The organism is Micromonospora sp. HM134, assembly GCF_007833915.1.
In the GTDB taxonomy this organism is placed as follows: Bacteria; Actinomycetota; Actinomycetes; order Mycobacteriales; family Micromonosporaceae; genus Micromonospora; species Micromonospora wenchangensis.
Window position 1 is genome coordinate 3,041,075 of the sequence record NZ_CP041061.1, and the last position, 24,060, is coordinate 3,065,134.

The 24,060-nt window shown below is 72.6% G+C and carries 17 protein-coding genes; 8 read left to right on the forward strand and 9 right to left on the reverse strand.

Annotated features, from left to right (window positions below):
- Window positions 1–70 precede the first annotated feature (70 nt).
- The 7 genes from FJK98_RS13355 to FJK98_RS13385 all read left to right on the forward strand — a co-directional run bounded on the left by FJK98_RS13355 (window position 71) and on the right by FJK98_RS13385 (window position 13,773).
- A complete protein-coding gene (locus FJK98_RS13355) occupies window positions 71–1,072 on the forward strand; it encodes a LacI family DNA-binding transcriptional regulator (RefSeq protein WP_088646826.1) in 1,002 nt (333 codons plus the stop codon).
- Between the two features lie 306 nt (window positions 1,073–1,378).
- Complete coding sequence (locus FJK98_RS13360; RefSeq protein WP_145919300.1) at window positions 1,379–2,755, forward strand: ABC transporter substrate-binding protein; 1,377 nt, start codon at window positions 1,379–1,381, stop codon at window positions 2,753–2,755.
- 67 nt (window positions 2,756–2,822) lie between these two features.
- A complete protein-coding gene (locus FJK98_RS13365) occupies window positions 2,823–3,782 on the forward strand; it encodes a carbohydrate ABC transporter permease (protein WP_145919301.1) in 960 nt (319 codons plus the stop codon).
- Between the two features lie 3 nt (window positions 3,783–3,785).
- Window positions 3,786–4,673 carry a carbohydrate ABC transporter permease gene (locus FJK98_RS13370; RefSeq protein WP_145919302.1) on the forward strand — a complete coding sequence of 296 codons (888 nt, stop codon included), beginning with the start codon at window positions 3,786–3,788 and terminating at the stop codon, window positions 4,671–4,673.
- 93 nt (window positions 4,674–4,766) lie between these two features.
- On the forward strand, window positions 4,767–6,392 hold the full coding sequence (locus FJK98_RS13375; protein ID WP_145919303.1) for a glycoside hydrolase family 13 protein: 1,626 nt from the start codon (window positions 4,767–4,769) through the stop codon (window positions 6,390–6,392).
- A 115-nt stretch (window positions 6,393–6,507) separates the two neighbouring features.
- Entirely contained in the window at window positions 6,508–9,387 is a 2,880-nt protein-coding gene (locus FJK98_RS34655) for a discoidin domain-containing protein (protein ID WP_145919304.1), read from the forward strand.
- A 99-nt stretch (window positions 9,388–9,486) separates the two neighbouring features.
- Window positions 9,487–13,773, forward strand: coding sequence for a discoidin domain-containing protein (locus FJK98_RS13385; RefSeq protein ID WP_145919305.1), 4,287 nt, complete (start codon window positions 9,487–9,489; stop codon window positions 13,771–13,773).
- Window positions 13,774–13,868: 95 nt separating this feature from the next.
- Here FJK98_RS13385 and FJK98_RS13390 read toward each other — a convergent pair whose 3' ends face one another.
- From FJK98_RS13390 to FJK98_RS13405, 4 genes are all read right to left on the reverse strand, one after another.
- The gene (locus tag FJK98_RS13390; RefSeq protein ID WP_240762815.1) at window positions 13,869–14,669 is read right to left on the reverse strand and encodes a hypothetical protein; all 801 of its coding nucleotides are present in this window, start codon (window positions 14,667–14,669) and stop codon (window positions 13,869–13,871) included.
- 10 nt (window positions 14,670–14,679) lie between these two features.
- On the reverse strand, window positions 14,680–15,684 hold the full coding sequence (locus FJK98_RS13395) for a hypothetical protein (protein ID WP_240762817.1): 1,005 nt from the start codon (window positions 15,682–15,684) through the stop codon (window positions 14,680–14,682).
- Window positions 15,685–15,846: 162 nt separating this feature from the next.
- Window positions 15,847–16,872, reverse strand: a complete 1,026-nt coding sequence (locus FJK98_RS13400) for a zinc-binding dehydrogenase (RefSeq protein WP_145919307.1) — start codon at window positions 16,870–16,872, stop codon at window positions 15,847–15,849.
- A complete protein-coding gene (locus FJK98_RS13405) occupies window positions 16,869–17,285 on the reverse strand; it encodes an L-rhamnose mutarotase (RefSeq protein WP_145919308.1) in 417 nt (138 codons plus the stop codon). The genes FJK98_RS13400 and FJK98_RS13405 overlap by 4 nt, the downstream gene beginning before the upstream one ends.
- 91 nt (window positions 17,286–17,376) lie before the next feature.
- On the opposite strand from FJK98_RS13405, the gene FJK98_RS13410 reads away from it, so the two are divergent.
- Window positions 17,377–18,072, forward strand: a complete 696-nt coding sequence (locus FJK98_RS13410; protein WP_145919309.1) for a FadR/GntR family transcriptional regulator — start codon at window positions 17,377–17,379, stop codon at window positions 18,070–18,072.
- Window positions 18,073–18,083: 11 nt separating this feature from the next.
- Here the strand turns inward: FJK98_RS13410 and FJK98_RS13415 are convergent, their stop codons facing one another.
- From FJK98_RS13415 to FJK98_RS13435, 5 genes are all read right to left on the reverse strand, one after another.
- A complete protein-coding gene (locus FJK98_RS13415; RefSeq protein WP_145919310.1) occupies window positions 18,084–18,965 on the reverse strand; it encodes an amidohydrolase in 882 nt (293 codons plus the stop codon).
- Window positions 18,962–20,287, reverse strand: coding sequence for an enolase C-terminal domain-like protein (locus FJK98_RS13420; RefSeq protein WP_145919311.1), 1,326 nt, complete (start codon window positions 20,285–20,287; stop codon window positions 18,962–18,964). Before FJK98_RS13420 ends, FJK98_RS13415 begins: the two co-directional genes overlap by 4 nt.
- 82 nt (window positions 20,288–20,369) lie before the next feature.
- Window positions 20,370–21,407 carry an ABC transporter permease gene (locus FJK98_RS13425; protein ID WP_145919312.1) on the reverse strand — a complete coding sequence of 346 codons (1,038 nt, stop codon included), beginning with the start codon at window positions 21,405–21,407 and terminating at the stop codon, window positions 20,370–20,372.
- Complete coding sequence (locus FJK98_RS13430) at window positions 21,400–22,941, reverse strand: sugar ABC transporter ATP-binding protein (RefSeq protein ID WP_145919313.1); 1,542 nt, start codon at window positions 22,939–22,941, stop codon at window positions 21,400–21,402. The genes FJK98_RS13425 and FJK98_RS13430 overlap by 8 nt, the downstream gene beginning before the upstream one ends.
- On the reverse strand, window positions 22,938–24,005 hold the full coding sequence (locus tag FJK98_RS13435; protein WP_145919314.1) for a sugar ABC transporter substrate-binding protein: 1,068 nt from the start codon (window positions 24,003–24,005) through the stop codon (window positions 22,938–22,940). Before FJK98_RS13435 ends, FJK98_RS13430 begins: the two co-directional genes overlap by 4 nt.
- Window positions 24,006–24,060 lie beyond the last annotated feature (55 nt).

The following is a 24,060-nucleotide window of genomic DNA, read 5'->3' on the forward strand; positions in this document are numbered from 1 at the left end:
GTCCGGGTCGGACTGATTCTCGCCGGCTGTCTGTTCAGTTTTTGCAAGAATCCGACGTAGTATTGCCGCCGTGACGAAGCGTCTGACGGAGGTGGCCCGCAAGGCGGGGGTCAGCGAGGCGACCGTGAGCCGGGTGCTCAACGGTCGCGGGGGAGTGTCCGAGGCGACCCGGGCGGCGGTGCTGACCGCCCTCGACGTGCTCGGCTACGAACGCCCGACGAAGCTGCGCGGCGAACGGGCCCGGCTGGTCGGCCTGGTGCTGCCGGAGTTGCAGAACCCGATCTTCCCGGCGCTGGCCGAGGTGGTCACCGGCTCCCTCGCCCAACGGGGGTTCACCCCGGCGCTGTGCGCCCGCACCATCGGCGGCGTGCCGGAGTCCGGCTACGTGGAGATGCTGCTCGACCACCAGGTCAGCGGGGTCATCTTCGCGGGCGGCTCGTACGCGCTGGCCGACGCCTCGCACGAGCACTACCGGCGGTTGACCGACCGGGGCCTGCCGGTGGTGCTGGTCAACGCGGGCGTCGAGGAACTCGGCTTCCCCCGGGTGTCCACCGACGACGCGGTCGCCGTCGAGCAGGCGTACGGGCACCTGCGCTCGCTCGGTCACCAGACGATCGGCATGGTGCTCGGTCCGGCCGACCACATCCCGTCGCGGCGCAAGCTGGACGCGATGGTCCGTACCGCCGGCTGGGACGCCGACCGGCACCTGGTGGAGCGGTCCAGCTTCTCGATGGAGGGTGCCCGGGTCGCGGCGACCAGGCTGATCGAGCGCGGCGTGACCGGCGTCATCTGTGCCAGCGACGTGCTGGCGCTGGGCACCGTCCGGGCCGCCCGCCGGCTCGGTCGCGCGGTGCCGGCCGACGTGTCGGTGGTCGGCTTCGACGACTCGGCGTTCATGACCTGCACCGATCCGCCGCTGACCACGGTGCGCCAACCGATCGAGACGATGGGGCAGGCCGCGGTCGATCTGCTGGTCACCCAGATCGAGGGGGCCGGCGTGCTGCACGACGAGCTGCTCTTCGAACCCGAGCTGGTGGTACGCGGCTCCACCGCACCCGTTCCCCGCGACTGACCCGCCACGACCGAACCGCGACGCCTCCCGGCCGTCGACCGCACCTGCGGTCGGCGGCCGTTCTGCTGCCCGGGGTCGGCTTCGTTGCGATCAACCACTCCCAAGTCGATTTCTTTCGTGATGCGGTCGAAACCTTGCTGTAAAGAGTCCACGTCGCTACATTGACTCCACTCAACCCGACCCCGGGCACCGAGTCCCGGGGCAGGGCGTGGGCGGCTGCCACCCCACCACCCCCGTCACCGGCAGCCACCCGGTCACCGCAGATCAGTGCAGGTCATGGATAACCGTTCCCGAAGGGATGGACAGATGTCCGTACCGCAGTACCGGAAGGTCGCGGCCCTGACGCTCGCGGCCGGCCTCGGGCTCAGCCTGGCGGCGTGCTCCACCAAGAGCGACGACTCCGGCGCGGCCGGCGGCAAGGTCACCATCACGGTCGACTGCCAGCCGGTCGGCGCACAGAAGGAACTGCTGAAGAACTGGAACGACGACGTCGCCGCGTTCCAGCAGCAGAACCCGGACATCGTCGTCAAGAGCGTCAGCGTCGGCGAGCAGTGCAACAACCCGCCGGACTTCACCGCCCGCCTCGCCGGCGGCACCGTCACCGACGTCTTCTACGGCTACATGACCGACCTGGCGCAGGTGCTGGACTCCGGTCAGGCCATGGACATCACCGGGTACGCCACCAAGGACACCATCCCCACCTGGGACAGCGTCGACCCGGCGCTCAAGGAGGTCTTCACCGACGGCGGCAAGCTCTACGGCGTACCGGTGAAGAACTACTCGATGGGCCTGATCTACAACAAGGCGCTCTTCCAACGCGCCGGCCTCGACCCGGCCACCCCGCCGAAGACGTGGCCCGAGGTGCGTGCCGCGGCGAAGAAGATCTCCGCGCTCGGTGGCGGCGTCGCCGGCTACTCCGAGTACAGCGCGGGCAACACCGGTGGCTGGCACTTCACCTCGCTGCTCTACTCGCAGGGCGGCCAGGTGCTCAGCGCCGACGGCAAGAAGGCCGACGTCAACACCCCGGCGGGCAGGCAGGTCCTGCAGAACCTCAAGGACATGCGCCACGGCGACGACAGCATGGGCAGCCGCCAGCTCCTGCAGTGGGGCGACCTGCTGACCAACGCCGGCGCCGGCAAGGTCGGCATGTTCATCGGCGCGCCCGACGCCACCCAGGCGATCGTCACGCAGTTCCAGGGCAGGTACCAGGACTGGGCGATGGGCCCGCTGCCCGGCCAGGACGGGAAGGCGTTGGCGACGCTCGGCGGCGGCGAGGGCTACTTCTTCAAGAAGGGCCTGTCGCCCGAGCAGGTCAAGGCCGGTCTGAAGTGGATCGCCTTCCAGAAGCTCACCCCGGGCAAGGGCCAGTTCGACTACGTCCGGGCCAAGCCGCAGAACTACCCGGTCGGCCTGCCCCAGCCGCTGCTGTTCGCCGCCGGCAGCGACGCGCAGAAGCAGGAACTGGACCTGCGCAAGGCCAACGCCAACGTGGACACCGCCAACTTCGCGGTCTTCGAGGCCAACCCGGTGCCGATCAAGGGCGAGCCGCGCAACGCCCAGGCCATCTACGCGGTGCTCGACGCCGCGATGTCCGGGGTGCTGACGAACCCGAACGCCAACATCGACGCCCTGCTCACCACGGCCGAGAGCAAGATCAACCAACTGTTGGCCGCCGACAGCTGACCCGCCCGTGTGGGGGCCGGCCACCCGGCCCCCACGCCACCGCGACCCACTACCGCAGGGAGTTGCCTTGGCGCTCACCACCGCCCCGGGAGCCACCCGCCGCCCCGGCCGCCCCACGCCGTCGCCGCAGCCCACCGCCGCGCGCCGGGCCGGACGCGGCCGGCGGGTACGGGACAACCTGACCGGGCACACGTTCCTCGTCGGCGCGCTCGTCTGCTTCGCCGTCTTCTCCTGGTACCCGATGGTGCGCGGCGTGGTGATGAGCTTCCAGCGCACCCGGCGCGGCGAGACCACCTGGGTCGGCTGGGACAACTACGCCCGGATCATCGCCGATCCGAGCTTCTGGACGGCCTGGAAGAACACCTTCGTCTTCACCGGCCTGGCCCTGGTGCTCGGCTACGCCGTCCCGTTCCTCGTGGCGATCCTGCTCAACGAGCTGCGCCACGCCACCGGCTACCTGCGGGTGCTGGTCTACCTGCCGGTGATGCTGCCCCCGGCGTCCGCGCTGTTCCTGTTCAAGTTCTACGCCTACGACCCGAGCGGGGCGGGGCTGTTCAACGCGGTCCTCACCGCGCTCGGCCTGCCCACCTCCGAGTGGATGCAGTCGCCCACGATGACCATGCCGGCCATGGTGCTCGCGTCGACCTGGATGAACATGGGCGGCGCGGTGCTGATCTACCTGGCCGCGTTGCAGAACGTCCCCGGCGAGCTGTACGAGGCCGCCGAACTCGACGGCGCCGGACTGTGGCGGCGCATCGTCCACGTGACCGTCCCGCAGACCCGGCTGATCCTCGCCCTGCTGGCCATGCTCCAGATCGTCGCCACCATGCAGCTGTTCATCGAGCCGCTGATCCTCGCCAACGGCGCCGGCACCCAGGACTCGGCGACCTCGGTGGCGTACCTCATCTACCAGCACGGCTTCTTCCAGAACGACCTCAACGGCGCCGCCGCGTTCGGCGTGATCATGCTGGTGGTGCTGGCCGGGTTCTCCGCCGTCTACCTGCGACTGACCGCGAGACAGGACTAGGACATGGCCGCCGACCCCACCACCCGGACCCTCATCGCCCCGGCACAACTGCGACGCGGACGCGGCCGGGTCCTCTACTGGACCGTGCTGACCGTCGTCGTGGTCGTGTTCACGCTGGTCTTCCTCGGCCCGCTCTACTGGATGGTCACCGGCGCGCTGAAGAGCGGCCAGGAGATCGCCCAGACCCCGCCGTCGCTGTTCCCCCGCGACCCGCAACCGGGCAACTACGTCGACGCCTGGACCAACCTGGATCTGGCCAAGCTGCTGTTCAACACCTTCTACTACGCCACCGGCGCGGTGCTGTTCCAACTCGTGTTCGACACCGCCGCCGCGTACGCGCTGTCGAAGCTGCGCCCGGTGCTGGGTGGGCTGATCCTCGCCATGATGCTGGCGACGCTGATGATCCCGGCGATGGTGCTCATCGTCCCGCAGTACGTGACCGTGATCGACCTGCCGGTCGTGCACCTCAACCTGCTCGACTCCCCGTTCGCGATCTGGCTGCCGCTGGTCGCCAACGCGTTCAACATCTTCCTGCTCAAACGGTTCTTCGACTCCATCCCGGACGACCTGATGGCCGCCGCCGTGGTCGACGGCGCGTCACCGCTGCGTACCCTCTGGTCGATCGTCCTGCCGATGTCCCGCCCGATCCTCGGCGTGGTGGCGATCTTCGCGGTGACGGCGGTCTGGAAGGACTTCCTCTGGCCCAAGCTGGTCATGCCGTCACCGGAGACCCGCACGGTCAGCGTCGGCATCTACGCCTTCGCCGGCGGCACCCCGATGAACGTGGTGATCGCCGCCTCGGTCATCGCCGCCATCCCCACCGTCGTGCTGTTCCTGATCTTCCAACGGAACATCATGTCCGGCCTGACCACCGGCGGCCTCAAGGGCTGACCGGGCGATCCCGCCCGCCGTCCGCAGCCCGCCGCTCGCAACCCACAGCCCGCCGCAGCAGAACCGACCCGCAGAAAGCAGGTGACCGTGCCCATGGCCGACAGCAGCCCGTGGTGGCGCTCCGCGGTGATCTACCAGGTCTATCCGCGCAGCTTCGCCGACGGCGACGGCGACGGGATCGGCGACGTCGCCGGCATCCGCTCCCGCCTGGACCACCTCGCCGCCCTCGGGGTCGACGCGATCTGGTTCAGCCCCTGGTATCCGTCGCCGATGGCCGACGCCGGCTACGACGTCGCCGACCACCGCGACATCGACCCGGTCTTCGGCACCCTCGCCGAGGTCGAGGCGCTGATCACCGAGGCGCACGCACTCGGCGTCCGGACCATCGTCGACGTGGTGCCCAACCACTGCTCGGAGGCGCACCCCTGGTTCCGGGCCGCGCTCACCGGCGGCCCGGACGCCCCCGAACGGGAACTGTTCTGGTTCCGTCCCGGCCGGGGACCCGACGGCGACCTGCCCCCCACCGACTGGACGGGCGAGTTCGGCGGCCCCACCTGGACCCGCACCACCGACCCGGACGGCACCCCCGGCGACTGGTACCTGCACCTGTTCGCCCCGCAGCAACCCGACTTCAACTGGGACCACCCCCGGGTCCGCGCCGAGTTCGAGGGCATCCTGCGCTTCTGGTTCGACCGGGGCGTGGACGGCATCCGGATCGACTCCGCCGGCCTGCTGGTCAAGGACGGCACGCTGCCGGAGGTCCACCCGGACCGGCCGCACCCGTTCCACGACCGGGACGGCGTGCACGACATCTACCGCGCCTGGCGGCGCATCGCCGACTCCTACCCGGGCGGGCGGGCGCTGGTCGGCGAGGTGTGGCTGCCCGACCGGCAGCGGTTCGCCAACTACCTGCGCCCGGACGAACTGCACACCGCGTTCAACTTCGACTTCCTCGGCTGCGCCTGGGACGCCGCCGCGCTGCGCGAGAGCATCGACGGCACCCTCGGCGCGCACGCCCCGGTCGACGCCCCGGCCACCTGGGTGCTGTCCAACCACGACGTCACCCGGCACGTCACCCGCTACGGCCGGGCCGACACCACGTTCAGCTTCGCCGCCAAGCGCGAGGGCATCCCCACCGACCTGGAACTCGGCACCCGCCGGGCCCGGGCCGCCGCGCTGCTCAGCCTCGCCCTGCCCGGTGCCGCCTACGTCTACCAGGGCGAGGAGCTGGGACTGTGGGAGGTCGAGGACATCCCGTACGCGCTGCGGCAGGACCCGATGTGGGAACGCTCCGGGCGGGTCGACCCGGGCCGCGACGGCTGCCGGGTGCCGCTGCCCTGGCAGGGCGACACCCCGCCGTTCGGGTTCAGCCCCGACGGGGCCGCCGCCGCGCCCTGGCTGCCGCAGCCGGCCGACTGGAAGGACCGCACCGTCCGTGCCCAGACCGGCGACCCGCACTCGATGCTGGAGCTGTACCGGGCGGCGCTGGCGCTGCGCCGGGCCGAACCCGCCCTCGGCGACGGCACGCTGACCTGGCTGCCCGCGCCGGCGCGGGTGCTCGCGTTCGCCCGGGAACCCGGGTTCGCCTGCCTGGTCAACCTCGGTGCCGAGGCGGTGGCGCTGCCCGGGTACGACCGGATGCTGCTGGCCAGCGGGCCGCTCGACGACGACCGGCTGCCCCCGGACACCGCGGTCTGGCTGCGGACCCGGCCGGCCTGAACCGCACCACCCGGCGGCCCGTCCCGGCCGCCGGAACACCTGGGGAGGAAGGGGAGGAGACAGCAGCACCGCCGCACGGGGGACCTGGCCACCGACGAAAGGGAGCACACCCCGCATGGCCGAGCACCCGCACCACCGACGCCCGACCGGGCTCGCGGCCCTGGCCGCCGCCGTACTCGCCGCCTCGACACTGACCGTCGTGGCGTTGACCTCCACCGCCACCCCGGCGCACGCCGCCGGCCTGTCCCCGTTCGACATCGCCGGCCGGGGCGCGACCGTGCCGTTCCGGGAGCAGGAGGCGGAACAGGCCGTCCACACCGGCACCAGGATCGGCCCCGACCGGCGCTACGGCACGCTGCCGTCCGAGGCGTCCGGCCGGGAGGCGGTCACCCTCGACGCGGTCGGCGAGTACGTCGAGTTCACCCTCACCGCCCCGGCGAACGCGGTCACCTTCCGCTACAGCCTGCCCGACAACGCCGCCGGCACCGGTCGGGACGCCAGCATCGACCTGCGCGCCAACGGCACCCTGGTCAAGGCCGTCCCGGTCACCTCCCGGTACGGCTGGTACTACGGCGGCTACCCGTTCAACAACAACCCGGGCGACACCAACCCGCACCACTTCTACGACGAGACCCGGACGATGTTCGGCACCACGTACCCGGCCGGCACGAAGATCCGCCTCCAGGTCTCCTCGACCGCCCAGTCGCCCACGTTCACCATCGACCTGGCCGACTTCGAGCTGGTCGGGTCGCCGATCGCCAAGCCCTCAGGCGTGCTGGACGTGGTGACCGACTTCGGCGCGGACCCGACCGGCGGCACCGACTCGACGGCTAAGTTCCAGGCCGCGGCGGACGCCGGCAGGGCGCAGGGGAAAGCGGTGTGGATTCCGGCCGGCACGTTCACGCTCTGGGACCACGTGGTGGTCGACGGCGTCACGCTGCGCGGGGCCGGGCCGTGGTACTCGGTGCTCGGCGGCCGGCACCCCACCGACCGTAAGCGCGCCGCCGGCATCTACGGAAAGTACGTGCCCGGCGGCGGCTACTCCGGGGAGATCCGCGCGCACGAGGCCGGCGGACCCAGCCGCAACGTCACGCTGCGGGACTTCGCCATCATCGGTGACATCCGGGAGCGGGTCGACGAGGACCAGGTCAACGCCATCGGCGGCGCGATGACGAACTCGGTGGTGGACAACCTGTGGTTGCAGCACACCAAGGTCGGCGCGTGGATGGACGGCCCGATGGACAACTTCACCATCCGCAACAGCCGCATCCTCGACCAGACCGCCGACGGGGTGAACTTCCACTGGGGCGTCACCAACTCCACGGTGACCAACACGTTCGTCCGCAACACCGGTGACGACGCGCTGGCCATGTGGGCGCAGAGCGTGCCGAACGTCGGCAACTCCTTCACCCGCAACACCATCGGCGTGACGATCCTGGCCAACCATCTGGTCACCTACGGCGGACGCGACATCACCATCGCCGACAACGTGACCGCCGACTCGGTCACCAACGGTGGCGGCATCCACGTCGCGAACCGCTATCCCGGAGTCACCGGGTCCACTGCGGTGGCCGGCACCATCACGGTCGCCCGTAACACGCTGATCCGCAACGGCAACTCCGACTACAACTGGAACTTCGGGGTGGGCGCGATCTGGTTCTCCGCGCTCAACGAGCCGATCCAGGGCGCGGCCATCAACGTCACCGACACCGACATCCTGGACAGCTCCTACGCGGCGCTGCACTGGATCGAGGGGCAGACCAGCGGCATCGCGTTCAGCAACGTCCGGATCGACGGCGCGGGCACGTACGCGCTCCAGGTGCAGGCCCCCAGCCAGGTCAGCTTCACAGGCGTCCGGGCCACCAACATCGCCCAGACCAACCCGATGCACAACTGCGTCGGCAGCGGCTTCCAGATCACCCAGGGCACCGGCAACTCCGGCTGGTACACGCCCACCCCGTACTGCGGGCCGTGGCCGCAGCCGCAGTGGGGCAACGGCCCGTCCAGCCCGCCGCCGACCAGCGTCCCGCCGACCACCGCACCCCCGACCACGACCCCGCCGCCGACCACCCCGCCCCCGACCACCCCGCCGGCCGGCGGGAACCTGGCCCTGGGCCGGCCGGCGACCGCCACCAGCGTCAACCAGACGTACGCGGCCGGCAACGCGGTCGACGGCAACCCGGGCAGCTACTGGGAGAGCGCCAACAACGCCTTCCCGCAGTCGCTGACCGTCGACCTCGGCGCGTCGCGCACCGTCGACCGGGTGGTGCTCAAGCTCCCCGCCGGCTGGGAACGCCGCACGCAGACGCTGTCCGTGCTCGGCTCCACCGACGGCTCCTCCTACGGCACGCTCGCCGCGTCGGCGGGTCGCGTGTTCGACCCGGCGGCCGGCAACAGCGTGTCGATCGCGCTGCCGTCGGGCACCCGCCGGTACGTCCGGGTCACCGTCACCGGCAACACCGGCTGGCCGGCCGCCCAGCTCGCCGAGCTGGAGGTGTACGGCGGTGGCACCACCACCACCCCGCCGCCCACCACCACCCCGCCGTCGACCCCGCCCCCGACCACCGCGCCACCGACCGGCAACCTGGCCGCCGGCCGCCCGGTCGCCGAGACCAGCCACGCCGACGTCTACGGCGTCGGCAACACCGTCGACGGCAACCCGGCCACCTACTGGGAGAGCACCAACAACGCCTTCCCCCAGTCGGTGACCGTCGACCTGGGCAGCGCCCGCACGGTCGGCCGGGTGGTGCTCAGGCTGCCGGCGTCGGCGGCGTGGCAGACCCGTACCCAGACGGTGGCCGTGCTCGGCTCCACCGACGGCTCGTCGTTCACCACCCTCAAGGCGGCGGCCGGCTACCCGTTCGACCCGGCGGCCGGCAACAGCGTGTCGATCGCGCTGCCCTCCGGTGACCGCCGCTTCGTTCGGCTGACGTTCACCGGCAACACCGGCTGGCCCGCCGGTCAGCTCTCCGAGTTCGAGGTCTACGCCTCCTGACCCGGCGCGGCGGGGACCCGCCCGGGTCCCCGCCGCGCACCACACCCCCACCCCGTCAACGCCTCTCCACCTCCCCCGGGAAGAAGGTGTCCGTCCACCATGTCCAGATTCCGTACCAGAATCGTCGCGGTGCTCGCCGCGGTCGGCCTGGCCGTCACCGCGGCCCCCGCCCCACCGGCCCTGGCCGCCGGCGGCCCGAACCTCGCCGCCGGCCGCACCGCCACCGCCAGCAGCGTCAACGGCCCCTACGTCACCGCCAACCTCACCGACGGCAACCCGGGCAGCTACTGGGAGAGCAGCGGCGCGCTGCCCCAGTGGGCCCAGGTCGACCTCGGCACCAGCCGCGCCGTCGACCAGGTGGTGCTCAGGCTCCCCGCCGCCTGGGAGGCCCGCACCCAGACGCTGTCCGTGCAGGCCAGCGCCGACGGCAGCGGCTTCACCACGGTCGTCGCGTCCGCCGCCCGCTCGTTCAGCCCGGCCGCCGGTAACGCGGTGACCCTCGGCTTCAGCGCCACCAACGCCCGCTACCTGCGCGTCGTCGTCACCGCCAACACCGGCTGGACCGCCGCCCAGCTCGCCGAGCTGGAGGTCTACGGCACCGCCAGCTCCTCGACCAACCTGGCGCTCGGCGCGACGATGACCGAGAGCGGCCACTCCGACGTGTACGGGGCCGGCAACGCCAACGACGGCAACGCGGGCACCTACTGGGAGAGCCCGAACACCGCGTTCCCGCAGTGGATCCAGGCCGACCTGGGCGCCGCCACCAGCGTCAACCGGCTGGTGCTGCGGCTGCCCACCGGCTGGGGCGCGCGCAACCAGACGCTGACCGTGCAGGGCGGCACCAACGGGTCCACGTTCGGCACGCTCGTCGCGTCCGCGTCGTACGCGTTCGACCCGGCCGGCGGCAACACGGTCACCGTCACCGTGCCCACCGCGTCCACCCGCTACCTGCGGCTGCTGTTCACCGCGAACAGCGCCTGGCCCGCCGGGCAGCTCGCCGAACTGGAGGTCTACGGCGCGGCGACCGGCGACACCCAGGCGCCCAGCGCCCCCGGCAGCCTGGCGTTCACCGAGCCGGCCACCGACCAGGTGCGGCTGACCTGGACCGCGTCCACCGACAACGTCGGCGTCACCGGCTACGACATCTACGCGGGCGGCGCGCTGCGCACCAGCGTCGGCGGCACCACGCTGACCTACACCGACACCCAGCCGGCCGGGTCCACCGTGTCGTACTACGTCCGGGCCCGCGACGCCGCCGGCAACGTGTCGACCAACAGCAACACGGTGACCCGCACCGGCAACACCGGTGACACCACCGCGCCGACCGCGCCCGGCAACCTCGCCTGGACCCAGCCGGCGAGCGGGCAGATCCGGCTGACCTGGACCGCGTCCACCGACAACGTCGGCGTCACCGGCTACGAGGTCTTCGCCAACGGGTCGCTGCGCACCACCGTTGGCGGCTCCACGCTGACCTACACCGACAGCCAGCCGGACAGCGCCACCGTCTCCTACCGGGTACGGGCCCGCGACGCCGCCGGCAACGTGTCCGCCAACAGCAACACGGTGACCCGGACCGGCAGCACCGGCGGCGGCACCAACCTGGCGGTCGGCAAGCCGGCCACCGCGTCGTCGGTGGTGCACGTGTTCAACGCGGCCAACGCGGTCGACAACGACGTCACCACCTACTGGGAGGGCGCGCCGGGCGCGTACCCGGGCACGCTCACCGTGGCGCTGGGCGCGAACGCCAGCATCAGCGCGGTCGTGGTGAAGCTCAACCCGGACCCGGCGTGGGGCGCGCGTACCCAGACGTTCCAGGTGCTCGGGCGGGAGCAGTCCGCGTCCGGGTTCACCAGCCTGGTCGGCTCCGCGACGTACCCGTTCAACCCGAACACCGGCAACACCGTGACCGTCCCCGTCTCGGCGACCGCCGCGGACGTCCGGTTGCAGTTCACCGCGAACTCCGGCTCGTCCAACGGCCAGGTCGCGGAGTTCCAGGTCATCGGCGTGCCGGCGGCCAACCCGGACCTCACCGTCACCGCCCTGACCGCCGCGCCCACCGCGCCCGTCGAAACCGACGCGATCACGCTGTCCGCCACCGTGCGTAACGCCGGCAGCGCGGCGTCCGCCGCCACCGACGTCAACCTCTACCTGGGTACGACGAAGGTCGGCACCGCCGCCGTCGGCGCGCTCGCCGCCGGCGCGTCGAGCACCGTCTCGGCGAGCATCGGCGCGCGTAACGCCGGCAGCTACCCGCTCACCGCGAAGGTCGACGAGTCGAACACGGTGATCGAGCAGAACGAGGCGAACAACTCCTACACCAACCCGACCGCGTTGACGGTCAGCCCGGTGGCCAGCTCCGACCTGGTGGCCTCGGCGGTGACCTGGTCGCCCGGCACGCCGGCCGCCGGCGCCACGGTCACCTTCGCGGTGACGCTGCGCAACCAGGGCACGATCGCCTCGGCGAGCGGCGCGCACGGCATCACGCTCACCGTGCTCAACGACTCCGGTTCCGTGGTCCGCACGCTGACCGGCGCGTACTCCGGCACGATCGCCGCCGGGGCCACCGCCGGCCCGGTGTCGCTCGGCACCTGGACCGCCGCCAACGGCCGCTACACGGTGCGGGTGGTACTCGCCGACGATGCCAACGAGCTGCCGGTGAAGCGGCAGAACAATTCGAGCGACCGGCCGCTGTTCGTCGGCCGGGGCGCGAACCTGGGCTACGACGCGTACGAGGCCGAGGACGGCTCGGTCGGCGGCGGCGCGCAGGTGATCGGCCCGAACCGGACCATCGGCGACCTGGCCGGCGAGGCGTCCGGCCGGCGGGCGGTCACCCTCAACACCACCGGCGCGTACGTCGAGTGGACCACCAAGTCGGCCGCGAACGCGCTGGTCACCCGCTTCTCCATCCCGGACGCGCCGGGCGGCGGCGGAATCGACGCGACGCTCAACGTCTACGTCAACGGGGTGCTGCACAAGCCGATCAGCCTCACCTCGAAGCACATCTGGCTCTACGGTGCCGAGGCCGCCCCCAGCGACTCGCCGAGCGCGGGCGCGCCCCGGCACCTCTACGACGAGGCGAACGTGCTGCTCAACTCCACCGTCGCGGCGGGCAGCCGGATCCGGCTCCAGAAGGACCCGGCCAACAGCACCACCTACGCGATCGACTTCGTCGACACCGAGCTGGTGTCACCCCGCGCCAACCCGGACCCGACCCGCTACAAGGCGCCGACCGGGTTCAGCCACGCCGACGTGCAGAACGCGCTGGACGCGGTCCGGATGGACACCACCGGCACCCTGGTCGGCGTCTACCTGCCCGCCGGCAGCTACGAGACCGCCCAGAAGTTCCAGGTGTACGGCAAACCGGTGAAGGTGGTCGGCGCGGGCATGTGGTACACCCGCTTCCAGACGCCGACGAACCAGCAGAACACCGACGCCGGTTTCCGGGTCGAGTCCTCGGCCAGCGGGTCGACCTTCGCCCACCTGGCGTTCTTCGGCAACTACACCAACCGGATCGACGGTCCGGGCAAGGTGTGGGGCGAGCTGAAGGACGTGGACAACCTGACGCTGGACAGCGTCTGGGTCGAGCACACCGTCTGCGCGTACTGGGGGGTCAGCGTGGACGGGCTGACCATCCGGGACAGCCGCTTCCGTAACACCTTCGCCGACGGGGTGAACATGACCAACGGCAGCACCAACGCGCTGGTCACCAACACGGAGGGCCGGTCCAACGGCGACGACGCGTTCGCGCTGTTCTCCGCCACCGACTCCGGCGGCTCCGGCGGCAACCACGGCAACGTGTTCGAGAACCTGACCGCCACGTTGACCTGGCGGGCCGCCGGCATCGCCGTGTACGGCGGCTACGACAACACCTTCCGCAACCTCTACCTCGCCGACCAGCTGACCTACTCGGGCATCACCATCAGCTCGCTGGACTTCGGCTACCCGTTCGTCGGGTTCGGCGCCAGCCCACCCACCCGGTTCGAGAACATCTCGCTGATCCGCTCCGGCGGGCACTTCTGGGGCGCACAGACGTTCCCCGCGATGTGGTTGTTCTCCGCGTCCAAGGAGTTCCGGGGCATCCGGGTCAGCGCCGTCGACATCGTCGACCCGACGTACTCGGGGATCATGTTCCAGACCAAGTACACCGGCGGCCAGCCGGAGAACCCGATCACCGACACGGTGCTCACCGACGTGTCGATCTCCGGGGCGCGGCGCAGTGGTGACGCGTTCGACGCGAAGTCCGGCTTCGGCATCTGGGTCAACGAGATGCCCGAGGCGGGGCAGGGCCCGGCGGTCGGCTCGGCGACGTTCACCAACCTGCGGCTGAGCGACAACCACCAGGACGTCCGCAACACGACAAGCACCTTCACCATCGTCCGCAACTGAACCACCGATCAGCCGACGCCGCGGCGGCGGACTGACCGGGCCGGGCGGCCTCCCCGGAGGTCCGCCCGGCCCGGGTGGATCTTCCGCGCCGCGGGTCAGCCGTCGGCGGACGGTCCCGTCGCGCGCCACCCGGCCACCGTCGCGTCGTCGGTGGCGACCCCGTGCCGGGCCTCGGCCTCCCGGACCCGCCGGATGATCCCGGCGGGTCCGGCGGTGTCCAGCAGGCGCAGCAGGCCCGCCCAGTCGGTGAGGCCGAAGGTGTCCACGAGCCGGCTCGCCCCGTTGCTCAGCAGCGCCGCCACCGTCACCTCACCCGCCGGGCAGTCGCCGGTGACCGCCTCGTCGACCACCCGTGGGTCGTCCTTGGCCACCCAGAACCCGCCCGGGGCGTTCCGGTGCCCCCGCAGTTCGGCCAGCAACCGCCGGTGCTCCCCGCTGCCCTCGGCGACGCCCACCAGCCGCCGCTCGAAGGACCGGGCGATCACCACCTCGCGCGGGTCGTGGGCGACGAGCGGCCCGCCGGCCACCCGGCCGACGACCGCCACCACGTCCCCGAGGACCAGGTGCTCGACCAGCCCGCCGGAGCACCGCAGCACCGCCACGGCCGCGTGCGGGCTGCTCGGGTGGGTGACGTCGCAGCTGCCCCGGTGCGCGTCGGTGACCTGCGTGATCGCCCCGGCCAGCACCTCCCGCAGGCTCCCGCCCGTCGACAGCCCGCCCAGCAGCGCGCCGCCGAGCCGCCGGGCGTACCAGGCCACGCCGTGCCGGCAGAACTCCCCGGCCCCCGGGATGCCGCCCGCGCCGTCGACCAGCACCAGGCCGGCCGGCACCGCCCCGACGAAATCCTCGTTGGCCCGCCCGGGGTGTCCCGCGTCGGTCGCCAGCACCACCCGCACCCGCTGATCATCACACGGTCGGTCCGGCCGGCACGGTCCCGTACGACGCCCGCCGGGTGTACAGCCGGCGGGCGAGCCAGCCGGCGACGAGCGCTGCGAGGACCATGTCGTAGCGGCCGACCAGGGCGACCAGTAGGTCGAGGAGCACGAGGAACACGAGCAGGCCGACCACCACCCGGACCCCGTCGGCACCGTACGGGCCGGTCACCGCGAGCCGCCGGACCAGGAACAGTCCGGCGGCGACGGGCAGCAGCGCCAGCGCCACCCCGGCGGGCCAGGGCACGGCGGTCTGCGCGACCGTGTAGGTCAGGAACCAGTGCGCGCACGCGCAGCCGGCCACGAGCAGCACCAGCCCCCGCCGCGGTCGGGTCGGGTCACCGGCGGGTCGGGCGGCGTCCGGCGGTCGGCGGCGGCCCACCAGGAAGGCGGTCGCCACGACTGCGGCGAGCAGCGCCCCGGAGGCCACGAGGACGCCGGCCGGCGGACGCCGGTCGAACTCGCCGTAGACCACCGGGGTCACCGCGAGCACCAGACCCGCGACGACGAGCCCCGGCCGGCCGACCCACCGACGGTGCCGCGCCCGGGGAACGAACCACTCGACGACGAGGACGGACGCGCCGACGCTGACCGCCGTGTGGAACACCGTGAGGTGGGCCGCGAGCAGCAGGTTGGTGTGCCACACGACGCTGTAGCCGCCGACGCCGGAGTCCGCCCAGAACCGGGGGTCGAACCAGTACCGGTCGACGAGCGCCTCCTCCCACACGGCGTAGCCGACGCCGAGCAGGACCAGGCCGGTGAACCCCAGGCCGGACCGGTGGGCGAGTTCGCGGCAGACCAGCGCCCCGCAGCCGTACAGGGCGACCATGTAGGCGAGGTGCCAGGGCAGCAGCAGGTCCCCCGGTGGGCTGGACCCCGACAGGCCCTCACCGAAGAACGGGGCGACGAGCAGGACGAGCAGCGCCGGACTGGTGCTGGCCCGCCGGAGTCGTCCGGGTTCGGCCCTGGTGGTCGGCATGGCGTCAATCTCCCAGGGCGGCCCCCGACGGCGCATCGCCTACGGGTCGGTCCCCGCCCCGGCCAAGGTCGATCCCGCCCCGGCCAAAGTCGACCCCGGTCCGGACCAAAGTCGACCCCGGTCCGGTCGACGGCGGACCGGCCGGGGCCGGCCGCCCGGGGCTCACCCGGTGGCGCCGCAGTCGACGAGGATCTTCACCTCGCCGCCGGCGGCGAGCGCCCGGAACGCCTCGGCCACCTCGGGCAACGGCACGACCCGGGTGATCAGCCGCCCGGCGGGCACCTGTCCGCCGTGCACCAGCCGGACGGCCTCGGTGTAGTCCTCCCGTTCGTACACCCGCACCCCGATCAGCTCCAGTTCCCGCCAGAAGACGCGGTGCAGGTCCACCTCCCGGGGGGTGGGGTGGATCGCCACGACGACCAGCCGGCCGCGTGCGGCGAGCAGGTCGGTCGCGGTGCGGACCCCGGCGGCGGACCCGGACACCTCGAACGCCACGGCCGCCCCGGCCCCGCCGGTCGTCTCGTGCACGTGCCGGGCGACGTCCACCGTCGCCGGGTCGACGGTGCGTAGCCCGAGTTCGGTGGCGAGGGCCCGGCGGCGCGGGTCGAGTTCGAGCACCGTCACCTCGGCCCCGGTGGCCCGGGCGACCGTCCCGATGAGCAGGCCGACCGGCCCGGCGCCGACGACCACCGCGTGTTCCCCGGCGGTCAGCCGGGACCGGCGTACGTCGTGCACGGCGACGGCGGTCGGCTCGATCAGCGCGGCGTGGGTCAGCGGCAGGTCCGCGGGCAGCGGCACCACGATCCGCGCGGGCACCGTCCACGAGCGCTGCATCGCGCCGGGGGAGTCGATGCCGATGAAGGTGAGCCGGTGGCAGATGTGGCTGTTGCCGGCCCGGCAGGCGGGGCAGTCGCCGCACCAGTCCAGCGGCATCACGGTCACCGGGTCGCCCACCCGGTGCCCCTGCACCCCGGGGCCGACCTCGGCGATGCGTCCGGACATCTCGTGGCCGATCACCGCCGGCACCCGGACCCGCTGGTCCATCGCGCCGTGCGCCACGTGCAGGTCGGTGCCGCAGATCCCGGTGTACGCGACGTCGATGCGCACCTGGCCGGGGCCGGGCGGTACGACGGCGGTCCGCTCGACGACGAAGGTGTGGTCGCCGACGTAGTGCGCGCTGTGGTTCACGACTCCTCCTCGGACAGGTGCCAGACCTCCCGCATCGGCGCCCACCAGTGCCCCGAGCCGGCTTCGGCGACCGACTCCTGGCACGGGTCGGTCACCGTCCACCACTCCTGCGTCCGGGGGTCGGCGGCGATGCGCCGCTGGTCGGCGTCGTGGTCCTCGCCGACGTACTCGTAGTAGCCGAAGAGCAGGTCGCCGTGCAGGAAGATGCTGTAGTTGCGGATGTTCGCCGCGCGCAGCGTCCGTTCGACGTCCGGCCAGACGGCGGCGTGCAGGCGGAGATAGGTTTCGCGGTGCTCCGGTCGGAGCCGGATCAGCCAGCCGTAGCGGTGCACGTCACGCCTTTCCGGTGGGGGTGGTGGCCGCCGGCCAACGGCGGTGGGCGGCGGCGCGACGACCGCCGTCAGCGAAAACATCGGATGTCTCTATATTGGTGGGGGTCGCCGTCGGCCGCCCCAGCCGCAGCGGTCGGGACGACGCGCGACGGGCCGGCCGGAGGGGGACGTGATGGCACTGACCGACGACGCGATCGCCAAGATCCGGAGCATGGTCCAGAGCGGCGAGCTGCCGCCGGGTGCCCGGCTGCCCCCCGAGCCGCAGCTCGCCGAGCAGATGGGCCTGTCGCGCAGCGGGGTCCGGGAGGCGGTGAAGGTCCTCGAATCGGCCCGGGTGCTCGACGTACGCCGCGGCGACGGCACGTACGTCACCAGCCTCGCCCCCCGGCTGCTGCTGGAGGGGCTGGGGGTCGCGGTGGAACTGCTGCGCGACGACACCCTGCTGGAGGTCATGGAGGTGCGCCGGCTGCTGGAACCGATGGCCACCGGGCTGGCGGCGCTGCGGATGACCGAGGCCCAGCTCGACGACCTCGGCGGCATCCTGGAGGAGATGCGGGCGGCGGCCGACGACGCCGAGAAGCTGATCCGGTTCGACACGGCGTTCCACCACACCGTCGTCGCCACCACCGGCAACGAGACCCTCACCTCGCTGCTGGACGGGTTGTCCAGCCGTACCCTGCGGGCCCGGGTGTGGCGCGGGCTGATCGAGGGCAACTCGGCGCACACCACCATCGACGAGCACCACGCGATCTACCGCGCGCTGCGCTCGCGGGACCAACTGCTCGCCCAGGCGAGCGCGTTGATGCACGTCAACACCTCCGAGGCGTGGCTGCGCACGGTGCTGGCCGCCAAGGCGGGGGCCGCCTGACCCGGCCGGCGTCACGCCGGCCCCGCCGGGTGGGCCGCGCCGGCCCGCTCCGCCAGGCCGTAGGTGCGGACGGCGGTGCCGGCGAGGATCTCCCGGTGTTCCCGGTCCGACAGCGGCGGCAGCGCGGCCGTCAACGCCCGCAGCACCCCGGCGTAGTCCGACCGGAGCAGGCAGACCGGCCAGTCCGAGCCGAACATCAGCCGCTGTGCGCCGAACTCGGCGACGGCCACCGCGACGAACGGCCGCAGGTCGTCCGGCGTCCATGTCGGGGCGGCCTCGGTGACCAGGCCGGACAGCTTCGCGGTGACGTTGGGGTTGGCGGCGAGGGCGGCCAGCGGGCCGCGCCAGCTGCGCAGGCCCGCGTCGCCCGCGTCGATGCGGGGTTTGCCCAGGTGGTCCAGGACGAACCGCAACTGCGGCACCGCGCGGGCCGCCCGCGCGGCAGCCGGTAGCTGGTCGGCGCGGATGACCAGGTCGAACGCGAGCCCGGCGTCGGCGAGCGCGGCGAGCCCGCGACGCACGTCCGGCCGGTCCAGGTAGTCCGGGTCCGCCTCGCCCTGCACCTGGGAGCGCACCCCGGCCAGGTACCCGCCGCCGCGCAGCCGGCGGTAGCGGGCCACGGTGGCGGCCACGTCGGCGGCGGCGACGTCGAGCCAGGCCACCACCGCCAGGATCGGCGCGGTGTCGGCGGCGTAGCCGAGGAACTCGGCCGCCTCGTCGGGACGGCAGCGCCCGCCCTCGACGAGCACGGTGCCGGTGACCCCGGCGGCGGCGAGTTCGGCGGTCAGGTCCGCCGGGGTGAACGGCCGCCGGATGGCCGCCAGCTCGGGCGCGTCCAGCCAGGTGTACCCGCGTTCGGGCCGCCACAGGTGGTGGTGCGCGTCGATGATCACGCCGTCACCGGGCCCGGGGTCGCTGCGGCGTCGGCCCACTGCGGGCCGTCCGGGAACCGGTACGCGGCCAGGGACTCGGGCCGGATCTGCCCGCTCATGCCCGGGGTGGTGGGGGCCAGGTACCGCCCGCCGGTGACCCGGACCGGGTCGACGAAGTGGTCGTGCAGGTGGTCGACGTACTCGATGGCCCGGTCCTCGGTGCTGCCGCTGACCGCGACGAAGTCGAACATCGCCAGGTGCTGCACCAGTTCGCACAGCCCCACCCCGCCGGCGTGCGGGCAGACCGGCACCCCGAACCGCGCGGCGAGCAGCAGGATCGCCAGGTTCTCGTTGACCCCGGCGACCCGGCAGGCGTCGATCTGCACCACGTCGACGGCGTCGGCCTGGAGCAGCTGCTTGAACACCACCGCGTTGTGCACGTGCTCGCCGGTGGCGACCCGGATCGGGCTGAGCGCCTTGCGGACGGCGGCGTGCCCGAGGACGTCGTCGGGCGACGTCGGCTCCTCGATCCAGTACGGGTCGAACGCGGCCAGCTCCCGCATCCACCCGATCGCCTCGGGCACACCCCAGATCTGGTTCGCGTCGACCGCGAGGCGCACCTGCGGCCCGACGGCCTGCCGGGCGATGCCCATCCGGCGTACGTCGTCGGCCAGGTCGCCGCCGACCTTGAGTTTGATCAGCCGGTAGCCGTCGCGGACCGCCTCCGCGCAGAGCCGGGCCAGCTTCTCGTCGTCGTAGCCCAACCATCCCGGCGTGGTGGTGTAAGCCGGGTAGCCCTCGGCACGCAGCCGCTGTTCCCGCTCGGCCCGGCCGTCGGCGGCCCGCCGCAACAGGGCCAGCGCCTCGTCCTCGGTGAGGGCGTCGCGCAGGTAGCGGAAGTCGACCTGGGCGACGAGCTGTTCCGGGGTGAGGTCGGCCAGCAGCTTCCACAGTGGCTTGCCGGCCCGCCGGGCGGCGAGGTCCCACACCGCGTTGACCAGGCCACCGGCGGCCATGTGCACGACCCCCTTGGCCGGGCCGAGCCAGCGGATCTGGCTGTCGCCGACGAGTCGCCGGGCCAGCGCCCCGGGGTCGGCGGTCAGCTCGTCGACGGGCTGGCCGACGACCATCGCGGCCAGCGACCGCACGGCGGCGACCTGGATCTCGGTGCCGCGTCCCACGGTGAAGACCAGCCCGTGTCCCTCGGCGTCCGCCGAGGTCCGCAGGACGACGTACGCGGCCGAGTAGTCGGGGAACGGGTTCATCGCGTCCGACCCGTCGCGGTGCACGGAGGTGGGGAAGCGGACGTCGATCGTGTCCACCGAGGTGATGCGCTCAGTCAACGGAACTCCTGGTTGAGGGGATCGGGGGCGTCGGCGGCCCGCCTCGTGGGCGGGTCGCGCGGGGTCCGGCCGGGGGGCCGGTTCAGGTCTGCGCCTTGCCGCCGGTGATGCGGGAGACCACCAGGGCGACGAGGATGACCGCGCCGTTGAGGAAGTTCGTCCACTGCGCGGGCACCCCGGCCAGGGTCAACACGTTGATGATCATGAAGAGCAGCAGGACGCCGGTGAACGCGCCGAAGACGCTGCCCCGGCCGCCGTTGAGGCTGACCCCGCCGATCACCGCCGCCGCGAACACCTGGAAGATCGCGCCGTCGCCCTGGGCCGCCGGCACCGCCGCCAGCCGGCCGCTGATCAGCAGCCCGGCCAGGGCGGCGAGCACACTGGCCACGACCAGCGCGACCCACAGCACCCGGTCGGTGCGGATGCCGGCGGCGCGGGCCGCGTCGGCGTTGCCGCCGATGGCGTACAGGGCGCGGCCGGCGCGGGTGTGGCCGAGCACCACGATCCCGGCGGCGAACAGCAGCAGCGACACCCAGATCGAGGCCGGCACCCCGAACCAGCTCGTCGAGCCGAGGTACGTCATCGACCCGGGCAGCGCGAAGAACGTCTGCCCGCCGGAGATGCCGGTGAGCAGGCCGCGCAGGATGATCAGCATGCCCAGCGTCACGATGAAGCCGTTGAGGCCGAACCGGACGATGAGCAGCCCGTTGAACGCCCCGACCAGCGCCCCGACGAGCAGCACCACCGGCACCGCCCAGGCGTCCGGGAGCAGGCCGAGCCCCAGCCCCCGGGTCAGCTCCGGGTCGACGACCAGCCAGGCGGCGATGCCCGGGGCGAGCCCGAAGGTGGACTCCAGCGACAGGTCCATCTTGCCGGTGATCAGCACGATGGTCTGGGCCAGCACCAGGATGGCGATCTCCGACATGCTCTGCAGCACGTTGAGGATGTTGTCGGTGCTGAGGAAGACCGGGCTGATGATCCACCCGACGATCGCCACCGCGACGATGGCCGGCACCAGCGCCAGGTCCCGCAGCCGGGCGACGGCCAGGTGCCGCGACGACGGGCGGGTCGGCGGGGGTGCCGACGCCGGCACCGTGCCGGTGGACAGCGTGTCAGACATGGTGGAGGTCCACCCCTTCCATGGCGGCTACCAGATCGTTGTCGCTCCAGCCGTGGGCCATCTCGGCGACCACCCGGCCCTGGAACATCACCAGCACCCGGTCGCAGATGCGCAGGTCGTCCAGTTCGTCGGAGACCACCAGCACGGCGGCGCCCCGGCGGCGTACGTCCTCGACGACGCCGAGCAGGGTCTGCTTGGACCGTACGTCGACCCCGGCGGTGGGCGTGATCAGTACCAGCAGCCGGGGATCGTTGGCCAACGCCCGACCCATCACGACCTTCTGCTGGTTGCCCCCGGACAGGTCGGCCACCGGCGTCTGCGGCCCGGACGCCTTGATCGCCAGCGCGGCGATCGTCTTCCGGGCCAGGGCGTCCCGGCGGGCCGGGGAGATCAGACCGTGACGCCCGACCCGCTCCGGCACGGTCATCGTGACGTTCTCCGCGATCGACAGCGCCGGCACCAGGCCCTCCCGGTGCCGGTCCTGCGGCACCAGCCCCACCCCGGCGGCGAGGGCGTCGGGCACGCTGCCCGGCCGCAGCACCCGACCGGCGAGGGTGACCGACCCGGCCACCGGCCGGGCGAGACCGACGACCGCCTCGGCGGCCTCTACCTTGCCGCTGCCGCCACCACCGGCGATGCCGACCACCTCGCCCGCCCGGGCCCGCACCGACAGCCGGGCCCCGGACGCGGTGACCAGGTCCCGCACCGACAGCAGCACCGGCGCGTCGGACGCCGGTGGCCGGTGGTCGGCCTCCGGCATGCTCACGTCCTCGCCGGTCATCGCGGCGACCAGTGCCTGCCGGCTCAACCCGGCGACCGGGGCGGTGAGGATGTGCCGGGCGTCGCGGAAGACCGTCACCCGGTCGCACAGGTCGTAGATCTCCTGGAGGTGGTGGCTGATGAACAGGAACGTCACCCCCTGCGCCCGCAGGTCCCGGACCCGGGTGAACAGCCGGTCGATGCCGGCGGCGTCGAGCTGGGCGGTCGGTTCGTCGAGGACGATGAACCGGGCGCCGAAGGACAACGCCCGGGCGATCTCCACGAACTGCCGCTGCTCGACCGAGAGCGTCGCGGCCGGTTGCCGGACGTCGACGTCGACCGACCACTGCGCCAGCAGGTGCTCCGCCTCCCGCCGCAGGCTCGACCAGCGGATCAGGCCGGCGCGGGAGCGGGCGTGCCGGTTGAGGAACAGGTTCTCCGCCACGGTGAGGGCAGGGATGATCGTCGACTTCTGGTAGACGCAGGCCACCCGCTGCCGCCAGGCGTCCCGGTCGGCCAGCGGCGGCGCCGGACGGCCGTCGAAGGCGACCGCCCCGTCGTCGGCGGCCTGCAACCCGGTCAGGATGCCGACCAGCGTCGACTTGCCGGCGCCGTTGCGGCCCACCAGGGCGTGCGCCTCGCCGCGCCGGACCATGATCCCCGCTCCGGACAGGGCGAGCGTGGAGCCGAAGCGTTTGGTGACGTCGACCGCCTCGACGACCGGCCGGTCCGGGTCGTCCGGCGGGCCACCGGGGTGGTGCGGGGCGGTGCTCATGCCTGCCGGCCCCACAGCGAGGGGTCGTCGTACTTCACCGTGGGCTGCCCGGCGATCGGCGCGCCGTCCAGGGTCACCAGGGGTGCTGGGAGCTGGTCCTCCAGCAGGCCGTCGCGTACCTGGATGATGGTGCTGCCGTGGTCGGTGGGGCCGGGCTGGAACGTCCTGCCCTCGATCGCCGCCTTGGCGTACTCCAGCCCGTAGCGGGCGTACAGGTCGGCGGGCTGGCTGACGGTGGCGTCGATCAGGCCGTCGCCGATGTTCTTCAGCTCCTCGGGGATGCCGTCGTTGGACACGACGAAGACGTGCTTCGGGTCGGTCGGCGGCACCTGGAGGCCACGCTGCTTGAGGATCTGCAGGGTGCCCGACAGCGCGAACGACGACTGCATGTAGACGCCCCGGATGTCCGGGTCGGACGCGAATCGGGTCTGCAACTTCGACGCCGCGACGTCGGCCTTCCAGTCGGTCGCCTCCCCGAACACCGTGATGCCGGGGAACTCCTTGCCCATGCACTCGCTGAACGCCTCGGTGCGGTCCCGGCCGTTGATCGAGTCCAGGCCGCCCTGGAGCATGACGACCTTGCCCCGGCCGCCGAGCTTGGTGCCCAGGAACTGGCAGGCCTTGGTGCCGTACGCCCGGTTGTCGGCGCGGACCACCATGAACACCTTGCCGGTGTCGGGCCGGGTGTCGATGGTCACCACCGGGATCTTGCGGCTCTCCAGCTGGGCCAGGGTCGGCGCGATCGCGGCGGTGTCCTGCGGGGCCATCACCACCCCCTTGACGCCCTGGCTCATGAAGGTCTGCGCGTTCGAGATGAGGTTCGCGATGTCGTTCTGCGAGTTGGTGGTCTTGAGGTCGACCCCCAACTCCCCGGCGGACTGCGGCACGTACTTGATGTAGGAGTTCCAGAAGTCGGTGTCCGAGCGGGGGTAGTCGACCCCGATGAGCGGCTTGCCGCCGCCCGCGCCGGTCCCGTCGCCCCGGTCACCGCAGCCGGCGGTGAGGGCGACCGTCGCGCCGAGCAGCACCGTCAGCCCCGCGCTCACCAGACGTCCGTGGTTCATCGTGTTCGCTCCGTTTCTGCGGGAGTGGTCCGGCGGGTACGGCCGTGCCGTGGGG

Coding starts and splice junctions, on each gene's coding strand:
- FJK98_RS13360 (WP_145919300.1), top strand. CDS start 1,379: ATGTCCGTACCGCAGTACCGGAAGGTCGCGGCCCTGACGCTCGCGGCC.
- FJK98_RS13370 (WP_145919302.1), top strand. CDS start 3,786: ATGGCCGCCGACCCCACCACCCGGACCCTCATCGCCCCGGCACAACTG.
- FJK98_RS13375 (WP_145919303.1), top strand. CDS start 4,767: ATGGCCGACAGCAGCCCGTGGTGGCGCTCCGCGGTGATCTACCAGGTC.
- FJK98_RS34655 (WP_145919304.1), top strand. CDS start 6,508: ATGGCCGAGCACCCGCACCACCGACGCCCGACCGGGCTCGCGGCCCTG.
- FJK98_RS13385 (WP_145919305.1), top strand. CDS start 9,487: ATGTCCAGATTCCGTACCAGAATCGTCGCGGTGCTCGCCGCGGTCGGC.
- FJK98_RS13395 (WP_240762817.1), bottom strand. CDS start 15,684: ATGCCGACCACCAGGGCCGAACCCGGACGACTCCGGCGGGCCAGCACC.
- FJK98_RS13405 (WP_145919308.1), bottom strand. CDS start 17,285: ATGTTTTCGCTGACGGCGGTCGTCGCGCCGCCGCCCACCGCCGTTGGC.
- FJK98_RS13410 (WP_145919309.1), top strand. CDS start 17,377: ATGGCACTGACCGACGACGCGATCGCCAAGATCCGGAGCATGGTCCAG.
- FJK98_RS13425 (WP_145919312.1), bottom strand. CDS start 21,407: ATGTCTGACACGCTGTCCACCGGCACGGTGCCGGCGTCGGCACCCCCG.
- FJK98_RS13430 (WP_145919313.1), bottom strand. CDS start 22,941: ATGAGCACCGCCCCGCACCACCCCGGTGGCCCGCCGGACGACCCGGAC.
- FJK98_RS13435 (WP_145919314.1), bottom strand. CDS start 24,005: ATGAACCACGGACGTCTGGTGAGCGCGGGGCTGACGGTGCTGCTCGGC.